The organism is Streptomyces filipinensis (assembly GCF_014649495.1).
Classification (GTDB): Bacteria; Actinomycetota; Actinomycetes; order Streptomycetales; family Streptomycetaceae; genus Streptomyces; species Streptomyces filipinensis.
This window is the reverse complement of record NZ_BMTD01000009.1, coordinates 51,096-73,272: the sequence shown is the minus strand read 5'-3', so window position 1 is coordinate 73,272 and position 22,177 is coordinate 51,096. Positions and strand designations below refer to the sequence as shown.

The following is a 22,177-nucleotide window of genomic DNA, read 5'->3' as shown; positions in this document are numbered from 1 at the left end:
CTCCTACGCGGGGCAGGCGGCGAGGGAGGGGCGAGGTGCGCGAGGAACACCGGTGGTGGCACAGGCTGACCCTGCTCTGCGCGGGCCTCCTGGCCGCGCTGCTCGGCGCGGCGGCCCCCGCGTCGGCACACGCGGCCCTGCGTACGACCGACCCCGGCGACGGCAGCGTCGTGCGCACGGCTCCCCGGCACGTCACCCTGACCTTCACCGAGTCGGTCGGCCTGCTCACCGACTCCTTCCGGGTCTACGACCCCCGCAACCACCAGCTGCGCACCGGTCCCGCCGACCACGCCCCGGGCCGCTCGGACACGGCCCGCGTCGCCCTGCCCGCCAAGCTCGCCACCGGCACTTACACGGTCGCCTGGCGGGTGGTGTCGGCGGACAGCCACCCGGTGTCCGGCGCGCTCACCTTCTCGGTCGGCAAGCGCACGGCGACGACCGTGCGCCCGGTGTCCGACGCCACGGAGAACCCGGCCACGGCGGCCCTGTACAACATCGCCCGCTGGCTCGCCTACCTCTGCCTGGCCCTGCTCCTCGGCACCGCCGCGTTCGTGGCGTACTGCCGCCCGCCGGCCGCGGCCCCGCTGCGTACCCCGGCCCTCGCCGCCGCCTGGACCCTGCTCGCCTCGACGACCGCCCTGTTCGTCCTGCGCACCCCCTACGAGGAGGGCACCTCCCCCGTGCGGGCGCTCTCCCCGCACGCCCTCGCCCACGCCGCGGAGAGCCGCCCCGGCGCCCTCCTGCTCACCCGGCTGGCGCTGCTGCTCCTCGCGGCAGCCGCGGTGGCGCTGCTGCGCGCCCGCCGCAGAAGGCTCCCGCGCCGTGCCGCCCTCGCCGTGGCAGCGGCCGTCTCCCTGCCCCTCGCCCTGACCTGGTCGGCGGCCGAACACGCCTCGGCGGGCCTCCAGGTCCCGCTGGCGATCACCTCCGCCACCCTCCATCTGCTGGCCATGGCGGCCTGGCTCGGCGGACTGGCCGCGCTGCTGAGGGTCCTGCGCCGCACGCCCGCCCTGCCGGCGTCGGTCCCGGCCCGCTTCTCCCGGCTGGCCTCCGCCTCGGTGACGGTGCTCGTCCTGACCGGTGTCTACCAGTCCTGGCGGGGCCTCGGTTCCTGGCAGGCGCTCACGGACACGACGTACGGCCGCACCCTGCTGGCCAAACTGGCGGCGGTCATCGCGCTCCTGCTGGCGGCGGCCTGCTCCCGCACCTGGACGACCCGCCTGACGCGGGCCCGGGCGACGCAGCCGACGCCTGGCGCCCGCGTCCCCGAACCGGCCGCGGGACCCCCGCTGCCGCCGGAACCGCCCGCCCCGCCCCCGCAGCTCTCCTTCCACCTCCTGCGCCGTTCGGTGCTGGCGGAGGCGGCCGTCGGCGTGGTGGTCCTGGCCCTGACGACCCTCCTGACGAGCACGGTGCCCGGCCGGACGGCCACCGAGGCGGCCCGGACCGCGGCACCGGCGAGCGGCATCCCGACGGCCTCCGTCACCACGGTGCCCTTCGACCTCGGCACCCCCGGCGGCCACGGCGAGGTCCAGATCACCCTGGACCCGGGGCGGGTGGGCCGCAGCTCCGTCCAGGCGGTGGTCTACGGCCCCGACGGAGGCCTGTCCACGGTCCCCGAACTGCGGGTCACCTTCACCCTGTCCGCCCGGCGGATCGGCCCCCTGGACACCCGGGTCACCGACCGGGGCGGCTACTGGGCGGCCGACGCCTTCGACCTCCCCCTGCCGGGGACCTGGACGATGAAGGTGACCGTACGGGCGTCGGACGTGGACCAGGTGACGGTGTCGGCACCGGTGCGGGTGACGCGGTAGGCGCCGCGAGGCCCCTGTGTGTGACGGGAGTCACGCTCCGCGGCGGGCCGGGACGGAAGCCGGGGCGGGTAAACGCCAGAGGGCCGGACCACTTTCGTGGTCCGGCCCTCTGGGCTGGCGGAGGATACGAGATTCGAACTCGTGAGGGGTTGCCCCCAACACGCTTTCCAAGCGTGCGCCCTAGGCCTCTAGGCGAATCCTCCGCCGGAAACATTACATGACCGAGGGGAGTGCTCGCGAACCCGTTCTCGCAGGCCCGCATCCGTTACGGCCCGCGGGCCGCGATCGGGTACTGTGGGCGCAGCCCCTCACGCGGCGCTATCTGACTGAACTCCCCCAGGGCCGGAAGGCAGCAAGGGTAGGTCGGCTCTGGCGGGTGCGTGGGGGGCCCTTGCGTTCCCGCTCCGCGGCCGGGGCCGGATGTCAGTGGGCGCCTATAACCTCGTATACGTGTCGTCTCTCGCGCTGTACCGCCGCTATCGCCCGGAGACCTTTGCCGAGGTCATCGGGCAGGAGCATGTCACCGACCCGCTGCAGCAGGCGCTGCGGAACAACCGGGTCAATCACGCGTACCTGTTCAGCGGTCCGCGCGGCTGCGGCAAGACGACCAGCGCGCGGATCCTCGCCCGCTGCCTGAACTGCGAGCAGGGCCCCACGCCGACCCCCTGCGGGGAGTGCCAGTCGTGCCGGGACCTGGCGCGCAACGGCCCGGGCTCGATCGATGTCATCGAGATCGACGCGGCCTCGCACGGTGGCGTGGACGACGCCCGTGAGCTGCGCGAGAAGGCCTTCTTCGGCCCCGCCGGCAGCCGGTACAAGATCTACATCATCGACGAGGCCCACATGGTCACGTCGGCCGGCTTCAACGCGCTGCTGAAGGTCGTCGAGGAGCCGCCGGAGCATCTGAAGTTCATCTTCGCCACCACCGAGCCCGAGAAGGTCATCGGCACCATCCGGTCCCGGACCCATCACTACCCCTTCCGGCTCGTGCCGCCCGGCACCCTGCGGGACTACCTCGCCGAGGTGTGCCAGAAGGAGACCATCCCGGTCGAGGACGGCGTGCTGCCCCTGGTCGTGCGCGCCGGTGCGGGCTCGGTGCGTGACTCCATGTCCGTGATGGACCAGCTCCTCGCCGGTGCCGGAGCGGAGGGTGTGACGTATGCCATGGCCACCTCCCTCCTCGGCTACACCGACGGCTCCCTCCTCGACTCGGTCGTCGAGGCCTTCGCCACCGGTGACGGCGCCGCCGCCTTCGAGGTCGTGGACCATGTCATCGAGGGCGGCAACGACCCGCGGCGGTTCGTCGCCGACCTGCTGGAGAGGCTGCGGGACCTGGTGATCCTGGCGGCCGTGCCGGACGCCGTGGACAAGGGGCTCCTCGACGCCCCGGCCGACGTCCTGGAGCGCATGCAGGCCCAGGCCGCCACGTTCGGCGCCGCCGAGCTGAGCCGCGCCGCCGACCTCGTCAACGACGGCCTGACGGAGATGCGCGGCGCCACCTCGCCCCGCCTGCAGCTGGAACTGATCTGCGCGCGCGTGCTGCTCCCCGCCGCCTACGGGGACGAGCGGTCGGTCATGGCCCGTCTCGACCGGCTGGAGCGCGGCGTCAGCTTCTCGGGCGGGGCCGGCGCGCCCGCCATGGGGTACGTCCCCGGACCCGATGCCCACACCGGCGGCGCCCCCGTGCCGGCCGGCGGCGGCCCGGCCGCGGCCCGCGCGGCCGTGCGCGCCCCCAACGGCGGCCCGGGCTCGGGTGCTCCGGGCGCCGGCGGTGCCGGTGGTCCGGGCGCGGGTGGGCCGGGCGCCGGCGGCCCCGGTGCGGGTGATCCGGGTGTCGGGGGTCCCGGTGCCGGAGGCCCTGGCGTCAGCGGTCCGGCTCCGGCCGTCCCCGCACCCACCTCCCCGACGGCACCCGCGCCTGCTCCGGCAGCGGCCACCCCGGCCGCGTCCATCGCCCCCACCGCCGAGGCCCCGGCCCCGGCACCGGCTGCCACGTCTCCCGGCGCCCCCTCCGGTGCCTCCGCCGCTCCCGGCGCCTGGCCCACCGCCGCTGTCGCCGGAAGCGGCCGGCGGCCCGGTGGCTGGCCCACGGCCGCGGCGCCGGCGGGCGGCCAGCAGAGCCAGGCACCCGGCCGGGCCTCCGCCCCGCCGCAGCACCAGACGGGCGGCCCCGCGCCGACGGCCCCCGCGGCCCCGGCCCCGCTCGCGGCCGCCCCCGCCGGCGGTGTCGACCCACGGGCCCTGTGGGACAACATCCTGGAGGCGGTCAAGAACCGCCGCCGCTTCACCTGGATCCTGCTCAGCCAGAACGCCCAGGTGACCGGCTTCGACGGCACGACCCTGCAGGTCGGCTTCGTCAACGCCGGTGCCCGGGACAACTTCGCGAGCAGCGGCAGCGAGGACGTGCTGCGGGCGGCGCTGGCCGAGCAGTTCAACGTGCAGTGGAAGATCGACGCGGTCGTCGACCCGTCCGGCGGGGGATCCGTACCCCCGCCCGCCGGGGGCTTCGGCGGCGGGGGCGGTTACGGCGGCGCTCCCACCGGCGGCGCGGGCGGTGGGTACGGCGCGCCCGCCGCACCCCGTCCGGCGGCTCCCCCGGCGGCCCCGCCGCCGTCCGCGCCCGCGCCGTCCGGCCGGGCGGCGGCGCCTGCCGCCCCCGCCCCGCAGCCCATGGCCGCGCCCGAACCGCCGCCCGTCTCCATCGAGGACGACATCCCCGAGGACGACGACCCGGACCTGGACGAGTCGGCCCTCTCCGGCCACGAGCTGATCGTCCGGGAACTGGGGGCGACGGTGGTCGAGGAGTTCTCCAACGAATAGCCGCCCGGGCCGCGGTGGTCACCTGTGGCCGGCCGCGGACGGGCGGGCGGAGCCCATCGGGGGGAGGCTTGTAGGAAACCCCAACAAACCCGCCCCCCGGTCTTCGGTGACCTTGCCAGTAGGCTGACCCCGTGAAGGTCCTCGTCATCGGCAGCGGCGCCCGCGAACACGCCCTGTGCCGCTCCCTGTCCCTCGACCCCGACGTCACCGCGCTGCACTGCGCCCCCGGCAACGCCGGCATCGCCGAGGTGGCCGAGCTGCACCAGGTCGACGCGCTCGACGGCCGTGCGGTCGCCGAGCTGGCGGCCCGCCTCGGTGCCGACCTGGTCGTCGTCGGCCCGGAGGCCCCGCTGGTCGCCGGTGTGGCCGACGCCGTCCGCGCCGCGGGCACCCCGGTGTTCGGCCCGTCCGCGGAGGCCGCGCGGCTGGAGGGCTCCAAGGCCTTCGCCAAGGACGTCATGGCGGCGGCCGGGGTGCCGACCGCCCGCTCCTACGTGTGCACGACGGCCGAGGAGGCCGCCGAGGCACTCGACGCCTTCGGCGCCCCGTACGTCGTCAAGGACGACGGCCTCGCCGCGGGCAAGGGCGTGGTCGTCACCGACGACCTGGACGCCGCCAAGGCCCACGCCGCCGCCTGTGAGCGCGTGGTCGTCGAGGAGTTCCTCGACGGTCCCGAGGTGTCCCTCTTCGCCGTCACCGACGGCGAGACCGTCGTACCGCTCCAGCCCGCCCAGGACTTCAAGCGCGCCCTGGACGGCGACGAGGGCCCGAACACCGGCGGCATGGGCGCCTACTCGCCGCTGCCCTGGGCCGAGCCGAAGCTGGTCGAGGAGGTGCTGGAGACGGTCCTGCAGCCGACCGTGGACGAGCTGCGCCGCCGCGGCACCCCGTTCTCCGGCCTGCTCTACGCGGGCCTGGCGATCACCAGCCGCGGCGTGCGCGTGATCGAGTTCAACGCCCGCTTCGGCGACCCCGAGACGCAGGTGGTGCTGGCCCGCCTGCGGACCCCGCTGGCCGGGCTCCTGATGGCCTCCGCCACCGGCAACCTCGCTGATCTGCCGCCGCTGCGCTGGAGCGAGGACGCGGCCGTGACCGTCGTCGTCGCCTCGCACAACTACCCGGACACCCCCCGTACCGGCGACCCGATCACCGGTCTGGACGAGGTGGCCGCGCAGGACGCCCCGCACGCGTACGTCCTGCACGCCGGGACGAAGCGGGACGGTGACGCGGTCGTCAGCGCGGGCGGGCGCGTGCTGTCCGTCACCGCCACCGGCACGGACCTGACCGAGGCGCGCGAGCGGGCGTACCGGGCGGTGGGCCGGATCCGTCTGGACGGCTCCCAGCACCGCACCGACATCGCCGAGAAGGCGGCGCGGGCGGGCGCCTGACCTGTTCTCCCGCCGCCAGGACGGCACCCAGGCCCCGGACTCCCAATCCGGGGCCTGATCTTTGCTGTCTGTCACCCAGCTCTGACCAAAGCCATTCCATCGAGTGAGCAATCGCCCATACGGCTGACGAGGGCCGGGGCCCCAACTAGGGTGCCGCGCAAGCGTTCCGGCACTTGGCCCACCGGCATTGCGATGTCAGTGGCGGATGCCACAGTGGGGGAGTGAGCACCACCAGGTCGGCACGGCAACGGCAGCGAGGGGGTGAGGTCGGCACGTGACCGGAATCGGTGCGGAGGCGGGCGCGCAGGCCGCGCGTTCCCGGGCCCTCGCCGTACTGCGGGTCCGGGGCCGGGCGCTGGCCGTGGCCCTGCTGCCCGCGGCTGTCGCGGTGATCCTGCTGACCGGCGCGTCCGCCGGCCACTTCGTCGGCCGGGGCTGGGACGCCGCACGCTGGGTCTTCGGCGTGCTCGCCGTGCTGGTGCTGCTGGCCGCCGCCGGCATCGCCCTGGTCGTGGCCCGGGCCCGGCCCGCCGTCAGCCCGACGGTCCCGATCCCGGAGAAGTCCGCCCCGGATCTGTACCGCATGGTGCGCGACCTCGCCGAGCGCCTGGACGTGCCGGTCCCCTCGGCCATAGCGCTCACTCCGGACTGCGACAGCTGGCTGGAGGACCGCACGCACACGGCCCACGGCCCGCCCCCGCGCCCCGGACCCGACGAGATAGCGGGCCCGGGCCGCCGCCGGGTCCCCGTCGCGCCGGTGCTCGTCATCGGCTCCCCGTTCCTGTGGTGGATGCGCGTCGGCGAGCTGCGCGCGGTCCTCGCCCCGGTGATCGCCGGTACGGGCCCTTCGGCGCACCCGGACATAGCGGCCGCCCGGCGCTTCGTGCGCGGCCTGGACGCGGCGGTCGCGGTCGCCTCGACACCGGGCCGCTGTCCCCTCACCCGCGGTGTGTGCGCCGCCCTCGGCTGGGTGGCCCGGCTGCTGCTGCGCGGCTGCCGGGAGCACGCGACGCAGATGGAGCGCGGGGTCGCCGCGGCGGCGTCCGAGCGGGCCCAGGCCGTCGACTACGGCCTCAGGATCGTCGCCCAGGAGCAGGTCGGCCTCGCCTACGCGGGCTGGGACCGGCTGCTGACCCGGGTCGCGCTGCCCGCCTGGCGGATGGGCCGCTGGCCCTCCGGGCTGGACGCGGGCGTGGTGGCGGCGCTCACCGAGCTGTCCCGGCGCGACCGCCTGGCCGAGGGCTTCACCTCCCGGCTCGGCGAGCGCCCGGCCTGCGACCTGCTGGAGGAGCCCGGCGCGATGGACGAGGCCGCCTCGCTGCTCGCCGCGCGTCTCTTCCACGGCGGCCCCGCGGAGCCGGGCCCGGACTGGGCGCCGGTGGACTGGCAGGCGTATCCGGAGGAGGTCGTGGACCGCACCTGGCGCGCCGACGCGGCCCGCCTGCACCGGGTCCTGGACGCCCTGGGCGTCCGCGCCTGCCTCGACCCCGCGGCCCCCGACCCGGGCGGCCCCACCCTGGCCCGGGTCCTGGACCACCTGACCGAGGCGGGCGCGGGACAGGCGGCTCCGCAACCGCCGACGACCCACCCGCGGGCCAACGACGGAGCGGACGCCCCCCAGGAGCCCGCACCCGACGACGCGAGCCGCACGGATGCCGCGGGCGGGAGCGAGATCCCCGCCGGAGGCGAAGCCGAGGCGGACCATGCGGCCGAACACCCCGGCACGGAGCGCAGCGCCACCCTCGCCGCCGGCCTGAGCGCCCAGCTGGCCCGTGAGGAGTCGGCCGCGCCCAGGGGAGCGAGCGCTTCCGGCCAGAGCCCCGAGAACGGGCTGTGGGACGACGGCGGACTGCCCCTGTTCCCGCTGCAGCCCCCGCGCACCGCCCGTGACCTGCTCACCGACCACGTCACGGCGATGGTGTGCTGTGCGGCCGTCGACACCGCCGGCGCGGTCCCCGCCCTGGACTGGCTGGACGGCCCCGCGCTGCTGCTGGACGGCGAGCGTGCCGCCGACCTCGCGCCCAGGGTGCTCAGCCTGATCGAGGAGGGAGACCCGGGCCCGCTGCGCGACTGGCTGGCCGCGTCCGGGATACGCCCCGAGAAGCCCGTACGGCTGGTGTGACGGAAGCCCGTTCAACGGGAGTCATGTCTTCCACTTCAGGTCAATTCGCAACGACTAGTGACCGAGCCCGTGCGTTATGTGATGTGCTGGGAGCGACCACGCACCTGGCAAAGGCGTGCGACATACGACAGCACGGCCGAGCCGGGCGCGTGGCACCGAGTACAGCGAGCACCACCGAGACAGGACGACACGGGGGCATGAGGGAGGGGACGACCATGGCCTCGGATCACATTCGCCGCTGGGAGTCCGGAGCGCTCGCGCACGCCGTCACGGATCCCTTCGGCCAGGGCCCCGTGCCCTGGCTGCGCGGCAGCGAGACGTACTTCGACGACACCGGTCATGTCGTGCCGTGGTACGTCGACCCGGCCCCGCAGCAGCTCACCGACGGCAGGCGCCGGGTGCCCGCGCCCCGCGCGGCCGGAAGCGGCCCCCGCTCGGCCGACGACGTGCACCGCCAGATCAAGGGCTTCACCTCCACCGGCGCGGTCACGCCCGGGGAGGCGATCGACTTCCACATCACGGTCGATCCGCCCCAGGAGTTCAGCGTCGACGTCTACCGGATCGGCCACTACGGCGGCGACGGAGCCTCCAAGATCACCACCAGCCCGCGGCTGTCCGGCATCGTCCAGCCCCCGCCACTGGCCGCCGACCGCACGGTCTCCTGCCACCACTGGTGGCTGTCCTGGCGCCTCCAGGTGCCCTCCCACTGGCGGATCGGCGCCTACGTGGCCGTCCTGACCACCGCCGACGGCTACCGCTCCCACGTGCCGTTCACGGTCCGCGACGACCACCCAGCCGATCTGCTCCTGCTGCTGCCGGACATCACCTGGCAGGCGTACAACCTGTATCCCGAGGACGGCCGCACCGGCGCCAGCCTCTACCACGCCTGGGACGAGAAGGGCCGGCTGCTCGGCGAGGCGGACGCGGCGACCACCGTCTCCTTCGACCGCCCCTACGCGGGCGCGGGCCTGCCCCTGCACGTCGGGCACGCCTACGACTTCATCCGCTGGGCCGAGCGCTACGGCTACGACCTCGCCTACGCCGACGCCCGCGACCTGCACGCCGGCCGCGTCGACCCCACCCGCTACCGGGGCCTGGTCTTCCCCGGCCACGACGAGTACTGGTCGGTGCCGATGCGCCGGGCCGTCGAGGACGCCCGGGACCGGGGCACGTCGCTGGTGTTCCTCTCCGCCAACACCATGTACTGGCAGATCGAGCTGGGCCCGTCCCCGTCCGGCGTCCCGGACCGGCTGCTGACCTGCCGCAAGCGCAAGGGCCCCGGAAAGCCCGTGCTGTGGCGCGAGATCGACCGGCCCGAGCAGCAGCTGGTCGGCATCCAGTACGCGGGCCGGGTCCCCGAGCCGCATCCGCTGATCGTCCGCAACGCCGGCCACTGGCTGTGGGAGGCGACCGGTGCGCAGGAGGGCGACGAGATCAAGGGCCTGGTCGCCGGCGAGGCCGACCGGTACTTCCCGCGCACCCCGCTGCCCGAGCACGACGAGCGCATCCTGCTCGCCCACTCCCCGTACAGCGACAGCGAGGGCGCCCTGCGCCACCAGGAGACCTCCCTCTACCGCGCCCCCTCCGGCGCCTGGGTCTTCGCCTCCGGCACCTTCGCCTGGTCCCCGGCCCTGGACCGCCCCGGCCATGTCGAGCCCCGCATCCAGCGCGCCACGGCGAACCTGCTGGACCGCATCTGCAAACGCGACTGACGACCCCCCGGCGCAGTGGACCAGCGGATACGGGAGAATCGAGGCACTTGGACAGAACCACGGGGAGGAACCGTGTCCGGATTCGTAGAAAAGCCCGAGCCGATCCAGGTTCCGGGCCTGGTGCACCTCCACACCGGAAAGGTGCGCGAGCTGTACCAGAACGAGGCGGGCGACCTCGTGATGGTCGCCAGCGACCGCATGTCCGCCTATGACTGGGTGCTGCCCACGGAGATCCCCGACAAGGGCCGCGTCCTCACCCAGCTCTCCCTGTGGTGGTTCGACCAGTTGCGCGACCTGGCACCCCACCACGTGATCAGCACGGAGCTGCCCGAGGGCGCGCCGGCCGACTGGGCGGGCCGCACACTGGTCTGCAAGTCCCTGAAGATGGTCCCGGTCGAGTGCGTGGCCCGCGGCTATCTCACCGGCTCGGGCCTGCTGGAGTACGACGAGTCCCGTACGGTCTGCGGCCTCGCCCTCCCCGAAGGCCTCGTCGACGGCTCCGAACTGCCCGCCCCGATCTTCACCCCGGCCACCAAGGCCGAGGTCGGCGAGCACGACGAGAACGTCTCCTACGAGGAGGTGGCCCGCCAGGTCGGCGCCGATACCGCCGCCCAGCTGCGTCAGGCCACGCTCGCCGTGTACGCCCGCGCCCGGGACATCGCCCGCGAGCGGGGGATCATCCTGGCCGACACCAAGTTCGAGTTCGGCTTCGACGGGGACACCCTCGTGCTCGCCGACGAGGTCCTCACCCCGGACTCCTCCCGGTTCTGGCCGGCCGACCAGTGGCAGCCGGGCCGTGCGCAGCCGTCGTACGACAAGCAGTTCGTGCGGAACTGGCTGACCTCGGCGGAGTCCGGCTGGGACCGCAGGAGCGAGCAGCCCCCGCCGCCGCTGCCGCAGCAGGTCGTGGCCGCGACCCGGCAGAAATACGTGGAGGCGTACGAGCGCCTCACGGGCATGAGCTGGTCATGACGCCCGAGCGGTGACGCAAAAGGCCCCCGGGGGACCGGGGGCCTTACTGGAGCGGACGACGAGGCTCGAACTCGCGACCTCAACCTTGGCAAGGTTGCGCTCTACCAACTGAGCTACGTCCGCAGTGCGCCGTGGCGCGAGAGCAACTATACCCAACCTCGCTCCCGTGCGAGACGCACTGCCGCATGTCGGTTCTCGGCGCCGAGCTTCGTGACGGCCGAGGAGAGGTAGTTCCGCACGGTCCCCGGGGACAGCGCGGCACGCTCGGCGATCTCCGCGACCGGCGCTCCCTCGGCCGCCAGCTCCAGCACCTCGGCCTCCCGCGTGGTCAGCGGGGAGTCCCCGGCGGAGATCGCGTCGGCGGCCAACTCCGGGTCGACGTAACGGCTTCCGGCGTGCACGGTCCGGATGATCTCGGCGAGCCGCTGGGCGCTGACCGTCTTCGGGACGAACCCGCGCACACCGGCCGCGAGCGCCCGTTTCAGATGCCCGGGCCGCCCGTGTCCGGTGACGATCAGCACCTGGCAGGCGGGCAGTTCGGTGCGCAGGGATGTGGCGACCTTCACACCGTCGGCGCCCGGCATCTGGAGATCGAGCACGGCGACATCGGGTTCATGGGCCCGCGCCATGGCCAGCGCCTCGGGTCCGCTGGCAGCCTCCGCGACGACGAGAAGGTCCTCCTCCAGCGACAGCAGCGCGGCCAGCGCGCCCCGGATCAGATGCTCGTCGTCGGCGAGCAACAGGCGTACCGGAGTGCTCATGACGTGACTTCACTCACTTTCTCTCCCAAGGGCACCTCGGCCACCACCCGGAACCGGCCCCCGGCGGCCGCGCCGGCCTCCAGGGTTCCGCCGACGGCCGCGAGCCGCTCCCGCAGCCCGGCGAGCCCGGAACCCCCACCCCCGTCGGGGGTTCCGGGCAGTCCGTCGTTCTCCACCGCCAGCACCACACGCCCCTCCTGTATCCGCAGGCGCAGCGTGCAGCGGCCCGCGTCCCCGTGCCGCAGCACATTGGTGGTCGCCTCGCGCACCACCCAGCCGAGCGCGGACTGCACGTCGGCGGGCAGCCCCGCCGTCTCCGCGCTGACCTCGCAGTCGATCCCGGCGGCCGTCAACACGCCCTGGGCGCCCGCGAGTTCCACACCGAGATCGGCCTCCCGGTAGCCGCGTACGACGTCCCGTACCTCCCGCTGCGACTCCTGGGCGATGCGCTGCACCTCGATCATCTGCTCCACGGCCTCCGGCCGCCCGCGCCGGGCGAGTTGGACGGCCAGCTCGCTCTTGAGCGAGATGACGGAGAGGTTGCGCCCCAGCACGTCGTGCAGGTCCCGCCCGAACCGCAGCCGCTCCTCGGCCACGGCGAGCCGGCTCTCCACCTCGCGGGCCCGTTCCGCCTCCCACAGCACGGCCAGGGTCCAGGCGCCGCAGCGGCCGGCGAGCAGCGCGAAGACCGTCTGGAAGGCGGTCATCATCGCGGTCGCCGCCAGGGCGGCGCCGTCGTGATCGGCGAGCCCGACGGCTGTCGTGAGCAGGGCCGCGCACACCGCCGACCGGCGCAGGAACACCGGGACCGGGACCGTGAGTCCGTACAGCAGCGCGAACGGCAGCACATAGCCGGCGATCAGGAAGGGGACCGTCATGGGGGTCGCCGCGTCCAGCCCGGTGAGGGCCACGATCAGCGCCAGCGCCAGCGCCAGCACGACGGCAGGGGCGCGGTGCGCGCCGGCCGGCAGGTCCGTGCGCCCCAGATAGTGGTCGAGCGCGGGCCTGGTGAGCCGGTTGGCGAGCACGCACTGCACGATCGCCACGAGGGCGAGGAGAGCGCCGAGGACGATCGCCGCGGGCCGGTGGGCGAGACCGGTGGGCAGGGGCAGCAGCACCCAGCAGGCCATGATGAACCAGACCGTGCCGTACCAGGTGAGGACGCTGAACAGTTCGACCCGCTCGGCCTTGCTCAGCTCCCCCCAGTGCCGTTGCCGCCATCGGCGTACCCGTCCCAGCATCCGCGCGTCCCCCCGTTCCTCAGCGCCGCGGCTCCCATCGGAACCACCGTCGTACAGCAAACACCGCGAGGATCGACCAGGCCAGCGCGGTCACCAGGGCGGTCAGGGTCTCGCCCGTGCTCAACTGGCCCGTCCAGCCGCCGCGGAAGAGCCGGACCGCCGGGGACAGCGGCAGCAGTTCGCACACGGTGGCCAGCTTGTCCGGGAGGAACTCGGTCGGGACGGTGATTCCGGAGCCGAGCATCGACAGGATCATCAGCGGCATCGCGGTGACCTGGCTGCTCTCCACGGTGCGGGTGAAGGACGCGGTGAACGCGGCGAGCGCGGCACTGACCAGGTAACCGGCCAGCAGCCCGGGCAGGATCAGGTACGGCGCCCTGGGTGTGCCGGTGTGCAGCAGGGCCGCGCACCCGGCACACAGCACCAGCGCCTGGGCGAGGCCGATGCCGAGGGCGGGCAGGGCGGTGCCGGTGAGGATCTCGGCGTCGGAGAGTTCGCCGGTGCGCAGCCGCTTGAGGACGAGTTCCTCACGGCGGGCGACGTAGGCGTTGACCAGGGAGGTGTAGACGGCGAAGAGGAAGGAGAAGCCGACCGCGGCCGTCAGCAGGGTGGTGCCGATGGTCAGCCCCTGCTTCTTCAGGTCCAGCTGGTCGATGGCGGGCCGCACGCTGAACGGCAGCAGCAGCGGCACGGCCAGCGCGGTGAACACGACCCCGCGGTTGCGTCCGAGCAGGGTGAGTTCGGCGCGGGCCAGCGCCCGCAGCCGCCGGCCCGCCGCCGCCCGGTCGCCGCTCCGCACGCCGCCGTCCCGGCCCGCTGTCTCGACGCCGCTCACGCCACACCCCTCCCCTGCGATCCCGTCCTCGCCACCGTCCCCGGCACGCACTCCGCCTCCACCGCGCGCCGCGCTGCCGTTGCCGCCTCCGGCACCCGGTCCGACTGCGCTCACACCGCGTCCCCTCGCGCCCGCTCCGGCCCCGCTCATGCCGCCACCCCCTGTGCCTGTTCGCGTGCGATCCCCAGGAACGCCTCCTCCAGCGACGCCGACCGCACGTCCAGCCCGCGCAGCTCGACGCCGGTCCGCGCGGCCCAGGTCAGCACGCCGGTCGCGGTCCGCTGCAGCTGGGTGGTCTGCAGCCGTACGACCCTCCCGTCGCTCTCGTGGGCGCAGACACCGAGGTCGGCCAGCGGGGGCAGATCGCCGAGGAAGTAGCCGTCGGGCAGTTCGAAGGCCATCCGGGAGGGGCGGCCGGCGGTGACCTCGGCCGGGGTCCCGGCGGCGGCGATCCGGCCCTCGTGCAGGATGGCGAGCCGGTCGGCGAGGCCCTCGGCCTCCTCCAGGTAGTGCGTGGTGAGCAGCACGGTCGTGCCCGCGTCGCGCAGGCTGCGCACCAACTCCCAGGTGTCCCGGCGGCCTTCCGCGTCGAGCCCGGTCGTCGGTTCGTCCAGGAACAGCACTTCGGGATCGCCGAGCAGGGCGAGCGCCAGGTCGAGCCGCCGCCGTTCGCCGCCGGACAACTGCTTGACCCGTACCCCGTGCCGCTGCGCGAGCCCGACCAGCTCCAGCACTTCGGCCTCCGGCCGTGCCCCGCTCATGCAGCCCGCCCACATCCGGGCGGTCTCGGCGACGGTCAGCTCGGCCGGGAATCCGCCCTCCTGGAGCATCACACCGGTGCGGGGGCGTACGGCCGCGCGCTCCCGGCAGGGATCGTGGCCGAGGACCCGCACCCGGCCCCCGGCGGGGGCGGCGAGCCCTTCCAGGAGTTCGACCGTCGACGTCTTGCCCGCGCCGTTGGTGCCGAGCAGGGCGAAGATCTCCCCGCGGGCCACGGAGAAGCTGATTCCGCGTACGGCCTCGAACCCGCCCCCGTAGACGCGCCTGAGATCGGTGACCTCAATCACGTGTTCGTGTTCGTCGTAGTGCATGAGACCCAGCGTCCCGGCGCCCGGGCCGGGTCGGCAGTGCGCGCTGTCATCGCCCGGCATGACAAATGTCAGAGGCGCGGGGGCGTCGAGGGAACGAAAAAACCCCGGTCGTGATGACCGGGGCTTTCCCTGGAGCGGACGACGAGGCTCGAACTCGCGACCTCAACCTTGGCAAGGTTGCGCTCTACCAACTGAGCTACGTCCGCACTGCTCCCGACCGGCTCCCACCGATCGGTGCGAACACCAGCCTACCTGATCCACAAGGTGGTCATGACCGGTGTCGGAGCGGGTGACAGGAATCGCACACTGTGCCTTCCCCCTGGAAGGGGGATGTTCTGCTACTGAACTACACCCGCACGGTCCTCGGGGCTGTCGGCCTTTCGGCCTCGCCCCTCGGCGTGCTCCAGACATTAGCTGATCAGCAGGGGGGTCGCGCAAGTCGGCTCCCCCCTGCTGCCCGTTATGCCCAAGTGCACGGCCCTCAGGGTCCGCTGACGGACCCTGAGGGCCGCCCCTTCGCGGGCTTCACTGCGCGGCACTGAAGGCCTCGTAGACCTTCTTGGGGATGCGTCCGCGGGCCGGTACGTCCATCTTGTTGGCCTGGGCCCAGGCGCGGACGGCCGCCGGGTCGGGGGCGACCTCCGTCTGCTTGTACGCCTTGCCGGACCGCGAGCGCTTGCGGCCGGCCTCCACGTAGGGCGCGAGCGCCTTGCGCAGTTTCTTGGCGTTGGTTTCGTTCAGGTCGATCTCGTACGACTTGCCGTCGAGTCCGAAGGCGATCGTTTCCGCCGCTTCCGAGCCGTCGATGTCGTCAAAGAGAGTGACCACGACCTTTTGCGCCACGAATATCGGTCCCTTCGTGCGGCACGTCGATACAGCTCAACGGCGATGACGTGCCGAGTATCGGCTATTGCCAATTCATTTGTACAGTGCCCGGCAATAAAAAGTGAAGCCCGACTAAATCCGCCCGCGTGTCCGCTGACAATAGGCGGGCCGGACGGACCGTCGAACTTTCCCAGAACTTTTCACGGTGGTACGGCTTCGACACCCGATCGTGATGCGCCTCACGTAGTTTCCTACAACTCTACCCGCGTAGAAATTTTGTGCGGGTAGTCTGAAGGAACCTGCTCAGCACCACACACCGGGAGTGCCAGTGGCACGCGTCGTAGTCGACGTCATGCTCAAGCCGGAGATCCTCGACCCCCAGGGCCAGGCGGTCCAGCGTGCGCTGCCGCGCCTGGGTTTCGAAGGGATCTCGGACGTACGTCAGGGAAAGCGTTTCGAACTGGAAGTTGACGGGCCCGTTGACGCCGCCGCGCTCGCCCGCATCCACGATCTCGCGGAATCCTTCCTCGCCAACACCGTGATCGAGGACTTCACCGTCAAGGTGGAAGAGCCCGCGGAAGTCGCGGAGGCGGCGAAGTGACCGCTCGTATTGGCGTCGTCACTTTCCCGGGCAGCCTCGACGACCGGGACACCCAGCGCGCGATCCGCCTCGCGGGTGCCGAGCCGGTCGCCCTGTGGCACAAGGACAAGGACCTCAGGCAGGTCGACGCCGTGGTCCTCCCGGGCGGTTTCTCCTACGGCGACTATCTGCGGGCCGGGGCCATCTCCCGGTTCTCGCCGGTGATGGAGACGGTCATCGAGCAGGCGAAGGCCGGGCTTCCGGTCCTCGGCATCTGCAACGGCTTCCAGGTCCTCACCGAGGCCCACCTCCTCCCGGGCGGGATGCTCGGCAACGACCACCTCCACTTCATCTGCCGCGACCAGAAGCTGCGGGTGGAGAACGCGGAGACGGCCTGGACCGGCGACTACCGCCAGGGCCAGGAGATCCACATCCCGCTGAAGAACATGGACGGCCGGTACGTCGCCGACGAGTACACGCTCGACAAGCTGGAGGCGGAGGGCCGGGTCGTCTTCCGGTACGTCGACTTCAACCCGAACGGCTCCCTGCGCGACATCGCCGGCATCACCAACGAGGCCGGGAACGTCGTCGGCCTCATGCCGCACCCCGAGCATGCCGTCGAGCCGCTGATCGGCACCGGCCGCACCGACGGCCTCCCGTTCTTCACCTCGATCCTCAAGAAGCTGGTCAACGCATGAGCCGGACGCCTCTGGACACGGTCGAGCACGCGGCCGCGACCCCCGACGTCGAGCTGCCCTGGGCCGAACTCGGCCTGAAGAAGGACGAGTACGAGCGGGTGGTGGAGATCCTCGGCCGCCGCCCGACCGGCGCCGAGCTCGCCATGTACTCGGTCATGTGGTCCGAGCACTGCTCGTACAAGTCCTCCAAGGTCCACCTGCGCCAGTTCGGCGAGAAGGCGCCCGAGTCGGACGCCATGCTCGTCGGCATCGGCGAGAACGCCGGCGTGGTGGACGTCGGCCAGGGCTACGCGGTCACCTTCAAGGTCGAGTCGCACAACCACCCCTCCTACGTCGAGCCCTACCAGGGCGCGGCCACGGGCGTGGGCGGCATCGTCCGCGACATCATCGCGATGGGGGCCCGCCCGGTCGCCGTCGTGGACCCGCTGCGCTTCGGCGCCGCCGACCACCCCGACACCAAGCGCGTCCTGCCCGGCGTGGTCGCGGGCATCGGCGGCTACGGCAACTGCCTGGGCCTGCCGAACATCGGCGGCGAGGTCGTCTTCGACTCCTGCTATCAAGGGAACCCGCTGGTCAACGCCGGTGCCATCGGCGTGATGCGGCACGAGGACATCCACCTCGCGAAGGCCTCGGGCGCCGGCAACAAGGTCGTCCTGTACGGGGCCCGGACGGGCGGCGACGGCATCGGCGGCGCGTCGATCCTCGCCTCGGAGACCTTCGACGACGCCAAGCCGAGCAAGCGCCCGGCGGTCCAGGTCGGCGACCCCTTCCAGGAGAAGCTCCTCATCGAGTGCACCCTGGAGGCGTTCGAGGAGAAGCTGGTCGTCGGCATCCAGGACCTCGGCGCGGCGGGCCTGTCCTGCGCCACGTCCGAGCTGGCGTCCAACGGCTCCGGCGGCATGCGCGTCACCCTGGACGACGTCCCGCTGCGCGACTCCACGCTCTCGCCGGAGGAGATCCTCATGAGCGAGTCGCAGGAACGCATGTGCGCGGTCGTGGAGCCCGAGAAGGTCGACCGCTTCCTGGAGATCTGCGAGAAGTGGGACGTCATCGCCACCGTGATCGGTGAGGTGACCGACGGCGACCGCCTGGAGATCTACTGGCACGGCGGCAAGATCGTCGACGTCGACCCGCGCACCGTCGCGCACGAGGGCCCGGTCTACGAGCGCCCGTACGCCCGTCCGGAGTGGCAGGACGCGCTCCAGGCCGACGACGCGAACAAGCTGCCGCGGCCCGCGTCGAGCGAGGAGCTGAGGGACCAGGTCCTGAAGCTGGTGGGCTCGCCCAACCAGGCCTCCAAGAAGTGGATCACCTCGCAGTACGACCACTTCGTGCAGGGCAACACGGTCCTCGCCCAGCCCGAGGACTCCGGCATGATCCGGATCGACGAGGAGACCGGCCTCGGCGTCGCCATCGCGACGGACGGCAACGGCCGGTACGCCAAGCTGGACCCGTACCACGGCGCTCAGCTCGCGCTGGCCGAGGCGTACCGCAACGTCGCCACGACCGGCGCCAAGCCCCTCGCCGTCTCCGACTGCCTGAACTTCGGCTCGCCCGAGGACCCGGCGGTGATGTGGCAGTTCGCGGAGGCGGTGCGCGGTCTCGCGGACGCCTGCCAGCAGCTCGGCACCCCGGTGACCGGCGGCAACGTCTCGCTCTACAACCAGACGGGCGAGGCCGCCATCCACCCGACCCCGGTCGTGGCGGTCCTCGGTGTCATCGACGACGTGGCCCGCCGCACGCCGGTCGCCTTCCAGGAGGAGGGCCAGCTGATCTACCTCCTGGGCGACACCCGTGAGGAGTTCGGCGGCTCGGCGTGGTCCCAGGTGGTCCACGACCACCTCGGCGGGCTGCCGCCGGCCGTCGACCTGGAGCGCGAGCGCCTGCTGGCCGAGATCCTGATCTCCGCCTCCCGCGACGGCATGATCGACTCCGCGCACGACCTGTCCGACGGCGGTCTGGTCCAGGCCGTGGTCGAGTCCGCGCTGCTCGGCGGCAAGGGCGCCCGGCTGGTCGTCCCGGACGGTCTGGACGCCTTCACCTTCCTGTTCTCCGAGTCGGCCGGCCGTGCGATCGTCGCCGTGCCGCGCTCGGAGGAGGTCCGCTTCAACGACATGTGCGGTGCGCGGGGTCTGCCGGCCACCCGTATCGGTGTCGTGGACGGTGCCGCCGTGGAGGTCCAGGGCGAGTTCACGCTCACGCTGGAGGAGCTGCGCACGGTGCACGAGGAGACCATCCCGGCGCTGCTGGCGTAGTCGCCGTACGCCGTCGAGGGCCCCGTCCGGGACACCGGGCGGGGCCCTTCTCACGCGGCCACGGTCTCCCGGCTTCCCTCGGCCGCCACCGGCCGGGTCCGCGGCAGCCGCAGGGCGAGCAGCAGGGACAGCGTCATGACCCCGGCCACGCACAGGAACACCGTGTCCAGGGCGGAGACGTAGGCCGTCAGGCCCTCGGTGCGGGCCGGGCCGCGCAGCGCGGCGAGGGAGCCGACGTCGCCGGGGCCGTCGTAGAGCCGGTTCAGCAGGGTGCCGAAGAGGCTGGCGCCGAGGGCTCCGCCGAGGGTCTGGAAGAAGCGGATCGCCGTCGTGGCGACGCCGAGCTGGGGCCTGGGGGCCGCCTGCTGCACCAGCTGGACCAACTGGCCGAGGAGCTGGCCGAAGCCGAGGCCGAGGAGGAGCAGGGCCGCCCGCAGCTGCCACAGGGAGGTGTGGGTCCCGGTGGCGGCGAGCAGCAGGAAGGCGGCGGCGGTCACGGCGGAACCGCTGATCGTGAAGGTCCGCTCGGACCAGCCGCGGTCGCTCAGCCGGCCGGCCGCGACACCCACCACCGTCATGCCGACGGCCATGGGGATGAGGAACAGGCCGGCGGAGGAGCTGGCGACGCCGCGGACCAGCTGGAGATAGACCAGCACGTAGTACATGGCGCCGGTCATGGCGATGCCCACGAGGGCCTGGATCGCGAAGCCGAGGCGCAGCTCGGGGACGCGGAACAGGGCCGGGGGAAGAATCGGTTCGGCGGTGGTGAACTGGCGGCGCAGGAACAGGGCGAGCGAGGCCGCGGAGACCAGTGCCAGCCCGAGGATCCGCGGGGAGGCCCAGGCGTACTGCCTGCCGCCCCACTCGGTGACCAGCAGCAGGGTGGTGGAGAAGGCCGCGGCGAGGGCGGCGCCGGGGAAGTCGATCGCGCGGCTCGTGGTGTGCCGGGGCAGCCGCAGGGCGTAGACGGCGGCGACCAGGGCGGCGATGCCGAGCGGCAGGTTGATGTAGAAGGCCCAGCGCCAGCTCGCGTGGTCGGCGAGGAAGCCGCCGAGCCAGGGGCCGACCGCCATGCCGCCGCCCGCGACGATCCCGCCGGTGCCGGCGCCCTTGTTCTTCTTCTCGCCGGGCCTGCCGAGGTGGGCGATCACCACCATGGTGACGCTCATCAGCCCGCCCGCCCCGATGCCCTGCAGGGCCCGGGAAGCGATCAGCCAGCCGATCGACGGTGCCGCCCCGCACAGTGCCGAGCCGGCCAGGAAGGTGCCGAGGGCGCCGAGGAAGACGTGTCGGGGACCGAGGACGTCGCAGAGCCTGCCGTACAGCGGGAGCATCGCGGCCGACGCCAGCGAGAAGGCGCTGATCAGCCAGGGGATTCTGGCGATGCCGTGCTCGGGGTCGAGGTCCCTGACGATCGGCACGGTGGCCGCGGACACGATCTGCATGTCCAGGACGGCCAGCACGATCGTGACGAGGCAGGCCAGGAGGCCGATCTTGCGCTGGGTTTCGGTCATGGGCACCACCATGCCGCCAGTTCGTGTACTGAGTCAATATTTTATCTGGGATTAGATTTGAGCCCGGTATAAATGTCGCCTTGGTAAGGTGACCGCATGGCCGAAGAGCTGGGACTACGGGAGCGCAAGAAGCGCGACACCATGTGGCGGATCTACCGGACCGCCCTGGACCTCTTCGCCGAGCGGGGCTTCGACAAGGTGTCGGTGCAGGAGATCGCCGACGCGTCCGACGTGTCGAAGATGACCGTCTTCAACTACTTCGGCTCCAAGGAGGACCTGGTCTTCCATCCCATGGAAGAGCACTTCCGGGACGCCGCCCGGGCCGTCCGCGACCGGCTGCCGGGAGAGTCCGCCGTGGACGCCGTACGCCGGCAGTTCCTGGAGATGGCCGAGGCCCGTGACGCCTCCATCGGGCTGCACAGCGAGCCGATCTTCCTCAAGGTGCGCAAGGTCGTCTCGGAGACGAGCGCGCTGATGGAGCGCGCCTTCCTGGCCTCCCGGCGCGGCACCCGGGAGATGGCCGACCTTCTCGCGGAGGAGACCGGTGACCCGATGCTCGCCATGGTCGCCGCCGTATCCCTGACCGCGGCCCGCAACGCCCTGGTCGAGGAGCACTACCGCCGACTCGCCGCCGGCGAGAGCCCGGAGGCGATCGCGGCCGACGCCGTCGAGCGCGCGCGCCACGCGTTCGGCCTGGTCGAAAACGGCCTGAAGGGCTACGCCGTCAAGGCATAGGCTCACCGCCATGCCACCGGCCAGGAAGCGCGCCCGCGCCTACGACCCCGCCAGGACGCGAGCAGCCGTCGTCGCCCAGTTCGCACACGTGCGAGAGGCCGTACGCGGTCTCGATCCCGGGCAGCTCGCCCGGCCCACCCGGCTCGGCGAGTGGACCGTACGCGATCTGATCGCCCACACCGGCATGGCCGTCACCGCCGTGCACCGTGCCCTCGACCGGCCGGCCCCGCCGAAGCAGGACACGACACTCGTGCAGTGGCCCTTCGCCACCGCCGCCGGTGCCGGTGCCATCGCCGAGTTCACCCGCGGCCTCGCCGCGGACCATCCCGACCTCGACGCCCACCTCACGGACGTCGACACCGCCCTGCGCGCCGTGCTCGCCGAGCACCCCGGTTCCCGGCTGCTGCAGACCAGCGCCGGCGCGCTGCCCCTGGACGACTACCTCGTCACCCGCACCGTGGAACTCGTCGTCCACACCGACGACCTCAACGCCGCCCTGCCCGGCCTGGACGTGCCCTACGACCGCCAGGCCCTGGCCGCCGCCACCCGGCTGCTCGCCGACGCCCTCGCCGTGAAGGCGCCGGGCGGCTCCACCGAGGTGCGCATCCCGCCGTACGCCGTGGTGCAGTGCGTCGAGGGGCCCCGGCACACCCGCGGCACCCCGCCCAACGTCGTCGAGACCGACCCGCTGACCTGGATCCGGCTCGCCACCGGACGCCTGGCCTGGCCGGACGCCCTCGCGGAGGCCAAGGTCAGGGCCAGCGGGGAGCGGGCGGACATCGGGGGCCTGCTGCCGCTCATGTCCTAGGCCCCG

17 protein-coding genes, 4 tRNA genes and 1 other RNA gene are annotated in these 22,177 nt (G+C 72.9%); 12 read left to right on the top strand and 10 right to left on the bottom strand.

Annotated elements, in window-relative coordinates:
* Positions 1-35: 35 nt before the first annotated feature.
* Positions 36-1,814, top strand: a complete 1,779-nt coding sequence (locus tag IE244_RS20805; RefSeq protein WP_229854249.1) for a copper resistance CopC/CopD family protein — start codon at positions 36-38, stop codon at positions 1,812-1,814.
* Positions 1,815-1,929: 115 nt separating this feature from the next.
* Here the strand turns inward: IE244_RS20805 and IE244_RS20800 are convergent.
* A tRNA-Ser gene (locus IE244_RS20800) sits at positions 1,930-2,017 on the bottom strand.
* A gap of 97 nt (positions 2,018-2,114) precedes the next feature.
* Here IE244_RS20800 and ffs point away from each other — a divergent pair.
* The 6 genes from ffs (at position 2,115) to IE244_RS20770 (ending at position 10,828) form a co-directional block, all read left to right on the top strand.
* An RNA gene (gene ffs / locus IE244_RS20795) (signal recognition particle sRNA small type) lies at positions 2,115-2,209 on the top strand.
* 55 nt (positions 2,210-2,264) lie between these two features.
* Positions 2,265-4,634: a DNA polymerase III subunit gamma and tau gene (locus IE244_RS20790; protein ID WP_191875068.1), complete on the top strand. Its 2,370-nt coding sequence runs from the start codon at positions 2,265-2,267 to the stop codon at positions 4,632-4,634.
* A 131-nt stretch (positions 4,635-4,765) separates the two neighbouring features.
* Positions 4,766-6,022, top strand: coding sequence for a phosphoribosylamine--glycine ligase (purD, locus tag IE244_RS20785; RefSeq protein ID WP_191875067.1), 1,257 nt, complete (start codon positions 4,766-4,768; stop codon positions 6,020-6,022).
* Between the two features lie 274 nt (positions 6,023-6,296).
* Positions 6,297-8,144: a hypothetical protein gene (locus IE244_RS20780; protein WP_191875066.1), complete on the top strand. Its 1,848-nt coding sequence runs from the start codon at positions 6,297-6,299 to the stop codon at positions 8,142-8,144.
* Between the two features lie 215 nt (positions 8,145-8,359).
* The gene (locus tag IE244_RS20775) at positions 8,360-9,856 is read left to right on the top strand and encodes a N,N-dimethylformamidase beta subunit family domain-containing protein (RefSeq protein ID WP_191875065.1); all 1,497 of its coding nucleotides are present in this window, start codon (positions 8,360-8,362) and stop codon (positions 9,854-9,856) included.
* Between the two features lie 72 nt (positions 9,857-9,928).
* Positions 9,929-10,828, top strand: a complete 900-nt coding sequence (locus IE244_RS20770; protein ID WP_191875064.1) for a phosphoribosylaminoimidazolesuccinocarboxamide synthase — start codon at positions 9,929-9,931, stop codon at positions 10,826-10,828.
* A gap of 47 nt (positions 10,829-10,875) precedes the next feature.
* Here the strand turns inward: IE244_RS20770 and IE244_RS20765 are convergent.
* The 8 genes from IE244_RS20765 to IE244_RS20730 all read right to left on the bottom strand — a co-directional run bounded on the left by IE244_RS20765 (position 10,876) and on the right by IE244_RS20730 (position 15,599).
* Positions 10,876-10,951 (bottom strand) — tRNA-Gly (locus IE244_RS20765).
* 23 nt (positions 10,952-10,974) lie between these two features.
* A complete protein-coding gene (locus IE244_RS20760) occupies positions 10,975-11,589 on the bottom strand; it encodes a response regulator transcription factor (protein WP_031164624.1) in 615 nt (204 codons plus the stop codon).
* The gene (locus IE244_RS20755) at positions 11,586-12,830 is read right to left on the bottom strand and encodes a sensor histidine kinase (RefSeq protein WP_191875063.1); all 1,245 of its coding nucleotides are present in this window, start codon (positions 12,828-12,830) and stop codon (positions 11,586-11,588) included. Before IE244_RS20755 ends, IE244_RS20760 begins: the two co-directional genes overlap by 4 nt.
* 19 nt (positions 12,831-12,849) lie before the next feature.
* Positions 12,850-13,665, bottom strand: coding sequence for an ABC transporter permease (locus IE244_RS20750; RefSeq protein ID WP_373305758.1), 816 nt, complete (start codon positions 13,663-13,665; stop codon positions 12,850-12,852).
* A 146-nt stretch (positions 13,666-13,811) separates the two neighbouring features.
* A complete protein-coding gene (locus tag IE244_RS20745) occupies positions 13,812-14,756 on the bottom strand; it encodes an ABC transporter ATP-binding protein (protein WP_191875061.1) in 945 nt (314 codons plus the stop codon).
* A gap of 130 nt (positions 14,757-14,886) precedes the next feature.
* A tRNA-Gly gene (locus IE244_RS20740) sits at positions 14,887-14,962 on the bottom strand.
* A gap of 78 nt (positions 14,963-15,040) precedes the next feature.
* A tRNA-Gly gene (locus tag IE244_RS20735) sits at positions 15,041-15,112 on the bottom strand.
* Positions 15,113-15,281: 169 nt separating this feature from the next.
* Positions 15,282-15,599, bottom strand: a complete 318-nt coding sequence (locus tag IE244_RS20730) for a histone-like nucleoid-structuring protein Lsr2 (RefSeq protein WP_031164632.1) — start codon at positions 15,597-15,599, stop codon at positions 15,282-15,284.
* A gap of 310 nt (positions 15,600-15,909) precedes the next feature.
* Between IE244_RS20730 and purS the strand changes: the two genes are divergently transcribed.
* Genes purS through purL form a run of 3 tightly spaced genes read left to right on the top strand, consistent with a single transcriptional unit; the run spans position 15,910 to position 19,114 of the window.
* Complete coding sequence (gene purS / locus IE244_RS20725) at positions 15,910-16,182, top strand: phosphoribosylformylglycinamidine synthase subunit PurS (protein ID WP_031164634.1); 273 nt, start codon at positions 15,910-15,912, stop codon at positions 16,180-16,182.
* The gene (gene purQ, locus IE244_RS20720) at positions 16,179-16,859 is read left to right on the top strand and encodes a phosphoribosylformylglycinamidine synthase subunit PurQ (protein ID WP_191875060.1); all 681 of its coding nucleotides are present in this window, start codon (positions 16,179-16,181) and stop codon (positions 16,857-16,859) included. The genes purS and purQ overlap by 4 nt, the downstream gene beginning before the upstream one ends.
* Complete coding sequence (gene purL, locus IE244_RS20715; RefSeq protein ID WP_191875059.1) at positions 16,856-19,114, top strand: phosphoribosylformylglycinamidine synthase subunit PurL; 2,259 nt, start codon at positions 16,856-16,858, stop codon at positions 19,112-19,114. The genes purQ and purL overlap by 4 nt, the downstream gene beginning before the upstream one ends.
* Positions 19,115-19,164: 50 nt before the next feature.
* Here purL and IE244_RS20710 read toward each other — a convergent pair whose 3' ends face one another.
* The gene (locus tag IE244_RS20710) at positions 19,165-20,628 is read right to left on the bottom strand and encodes an MFS transporter (RefSeq protein ID WP_191875058.1); all 1,464 of its coding nucleotides are present in this window, start codon (positions 20,626-20,628) and stop codon (positions 19,165-19,167) included.
* Between the two features lie 96 nt (positions 20,629-20,724).
* Between IE244_RS20710 and IE244_RS20705 the strand changes: the two genes are divergently transcribed.
* Positions 20,725-21,363 (top strand): TetR/AcrR family transcriptional regulator, encoded by a 639-nt coding sequence (locus IE244_RS20705; RefSeq protein ID WP_191875057.1) that lies wholly within the window; start codon positions 20,725-20,727, stop codon positions 21,361-21,363.
* Between the two features lie 10 nt (positions 21,364-21,373).
* Positions 21,374-22,171: a maleylpyruvate isomerase family mycothiol-dependent enzyme gene (locus tag IE244_RS20700; RefSeq protein WP_191875056.1), complete on the top strand. Its 798-nt coding sequence runs from the start codon at positions 21,374-21,376 to the stop codon at positions 22,169-22,171.
* Positions 22,172-22,177 lie beyond the last annotated feature (6 nt).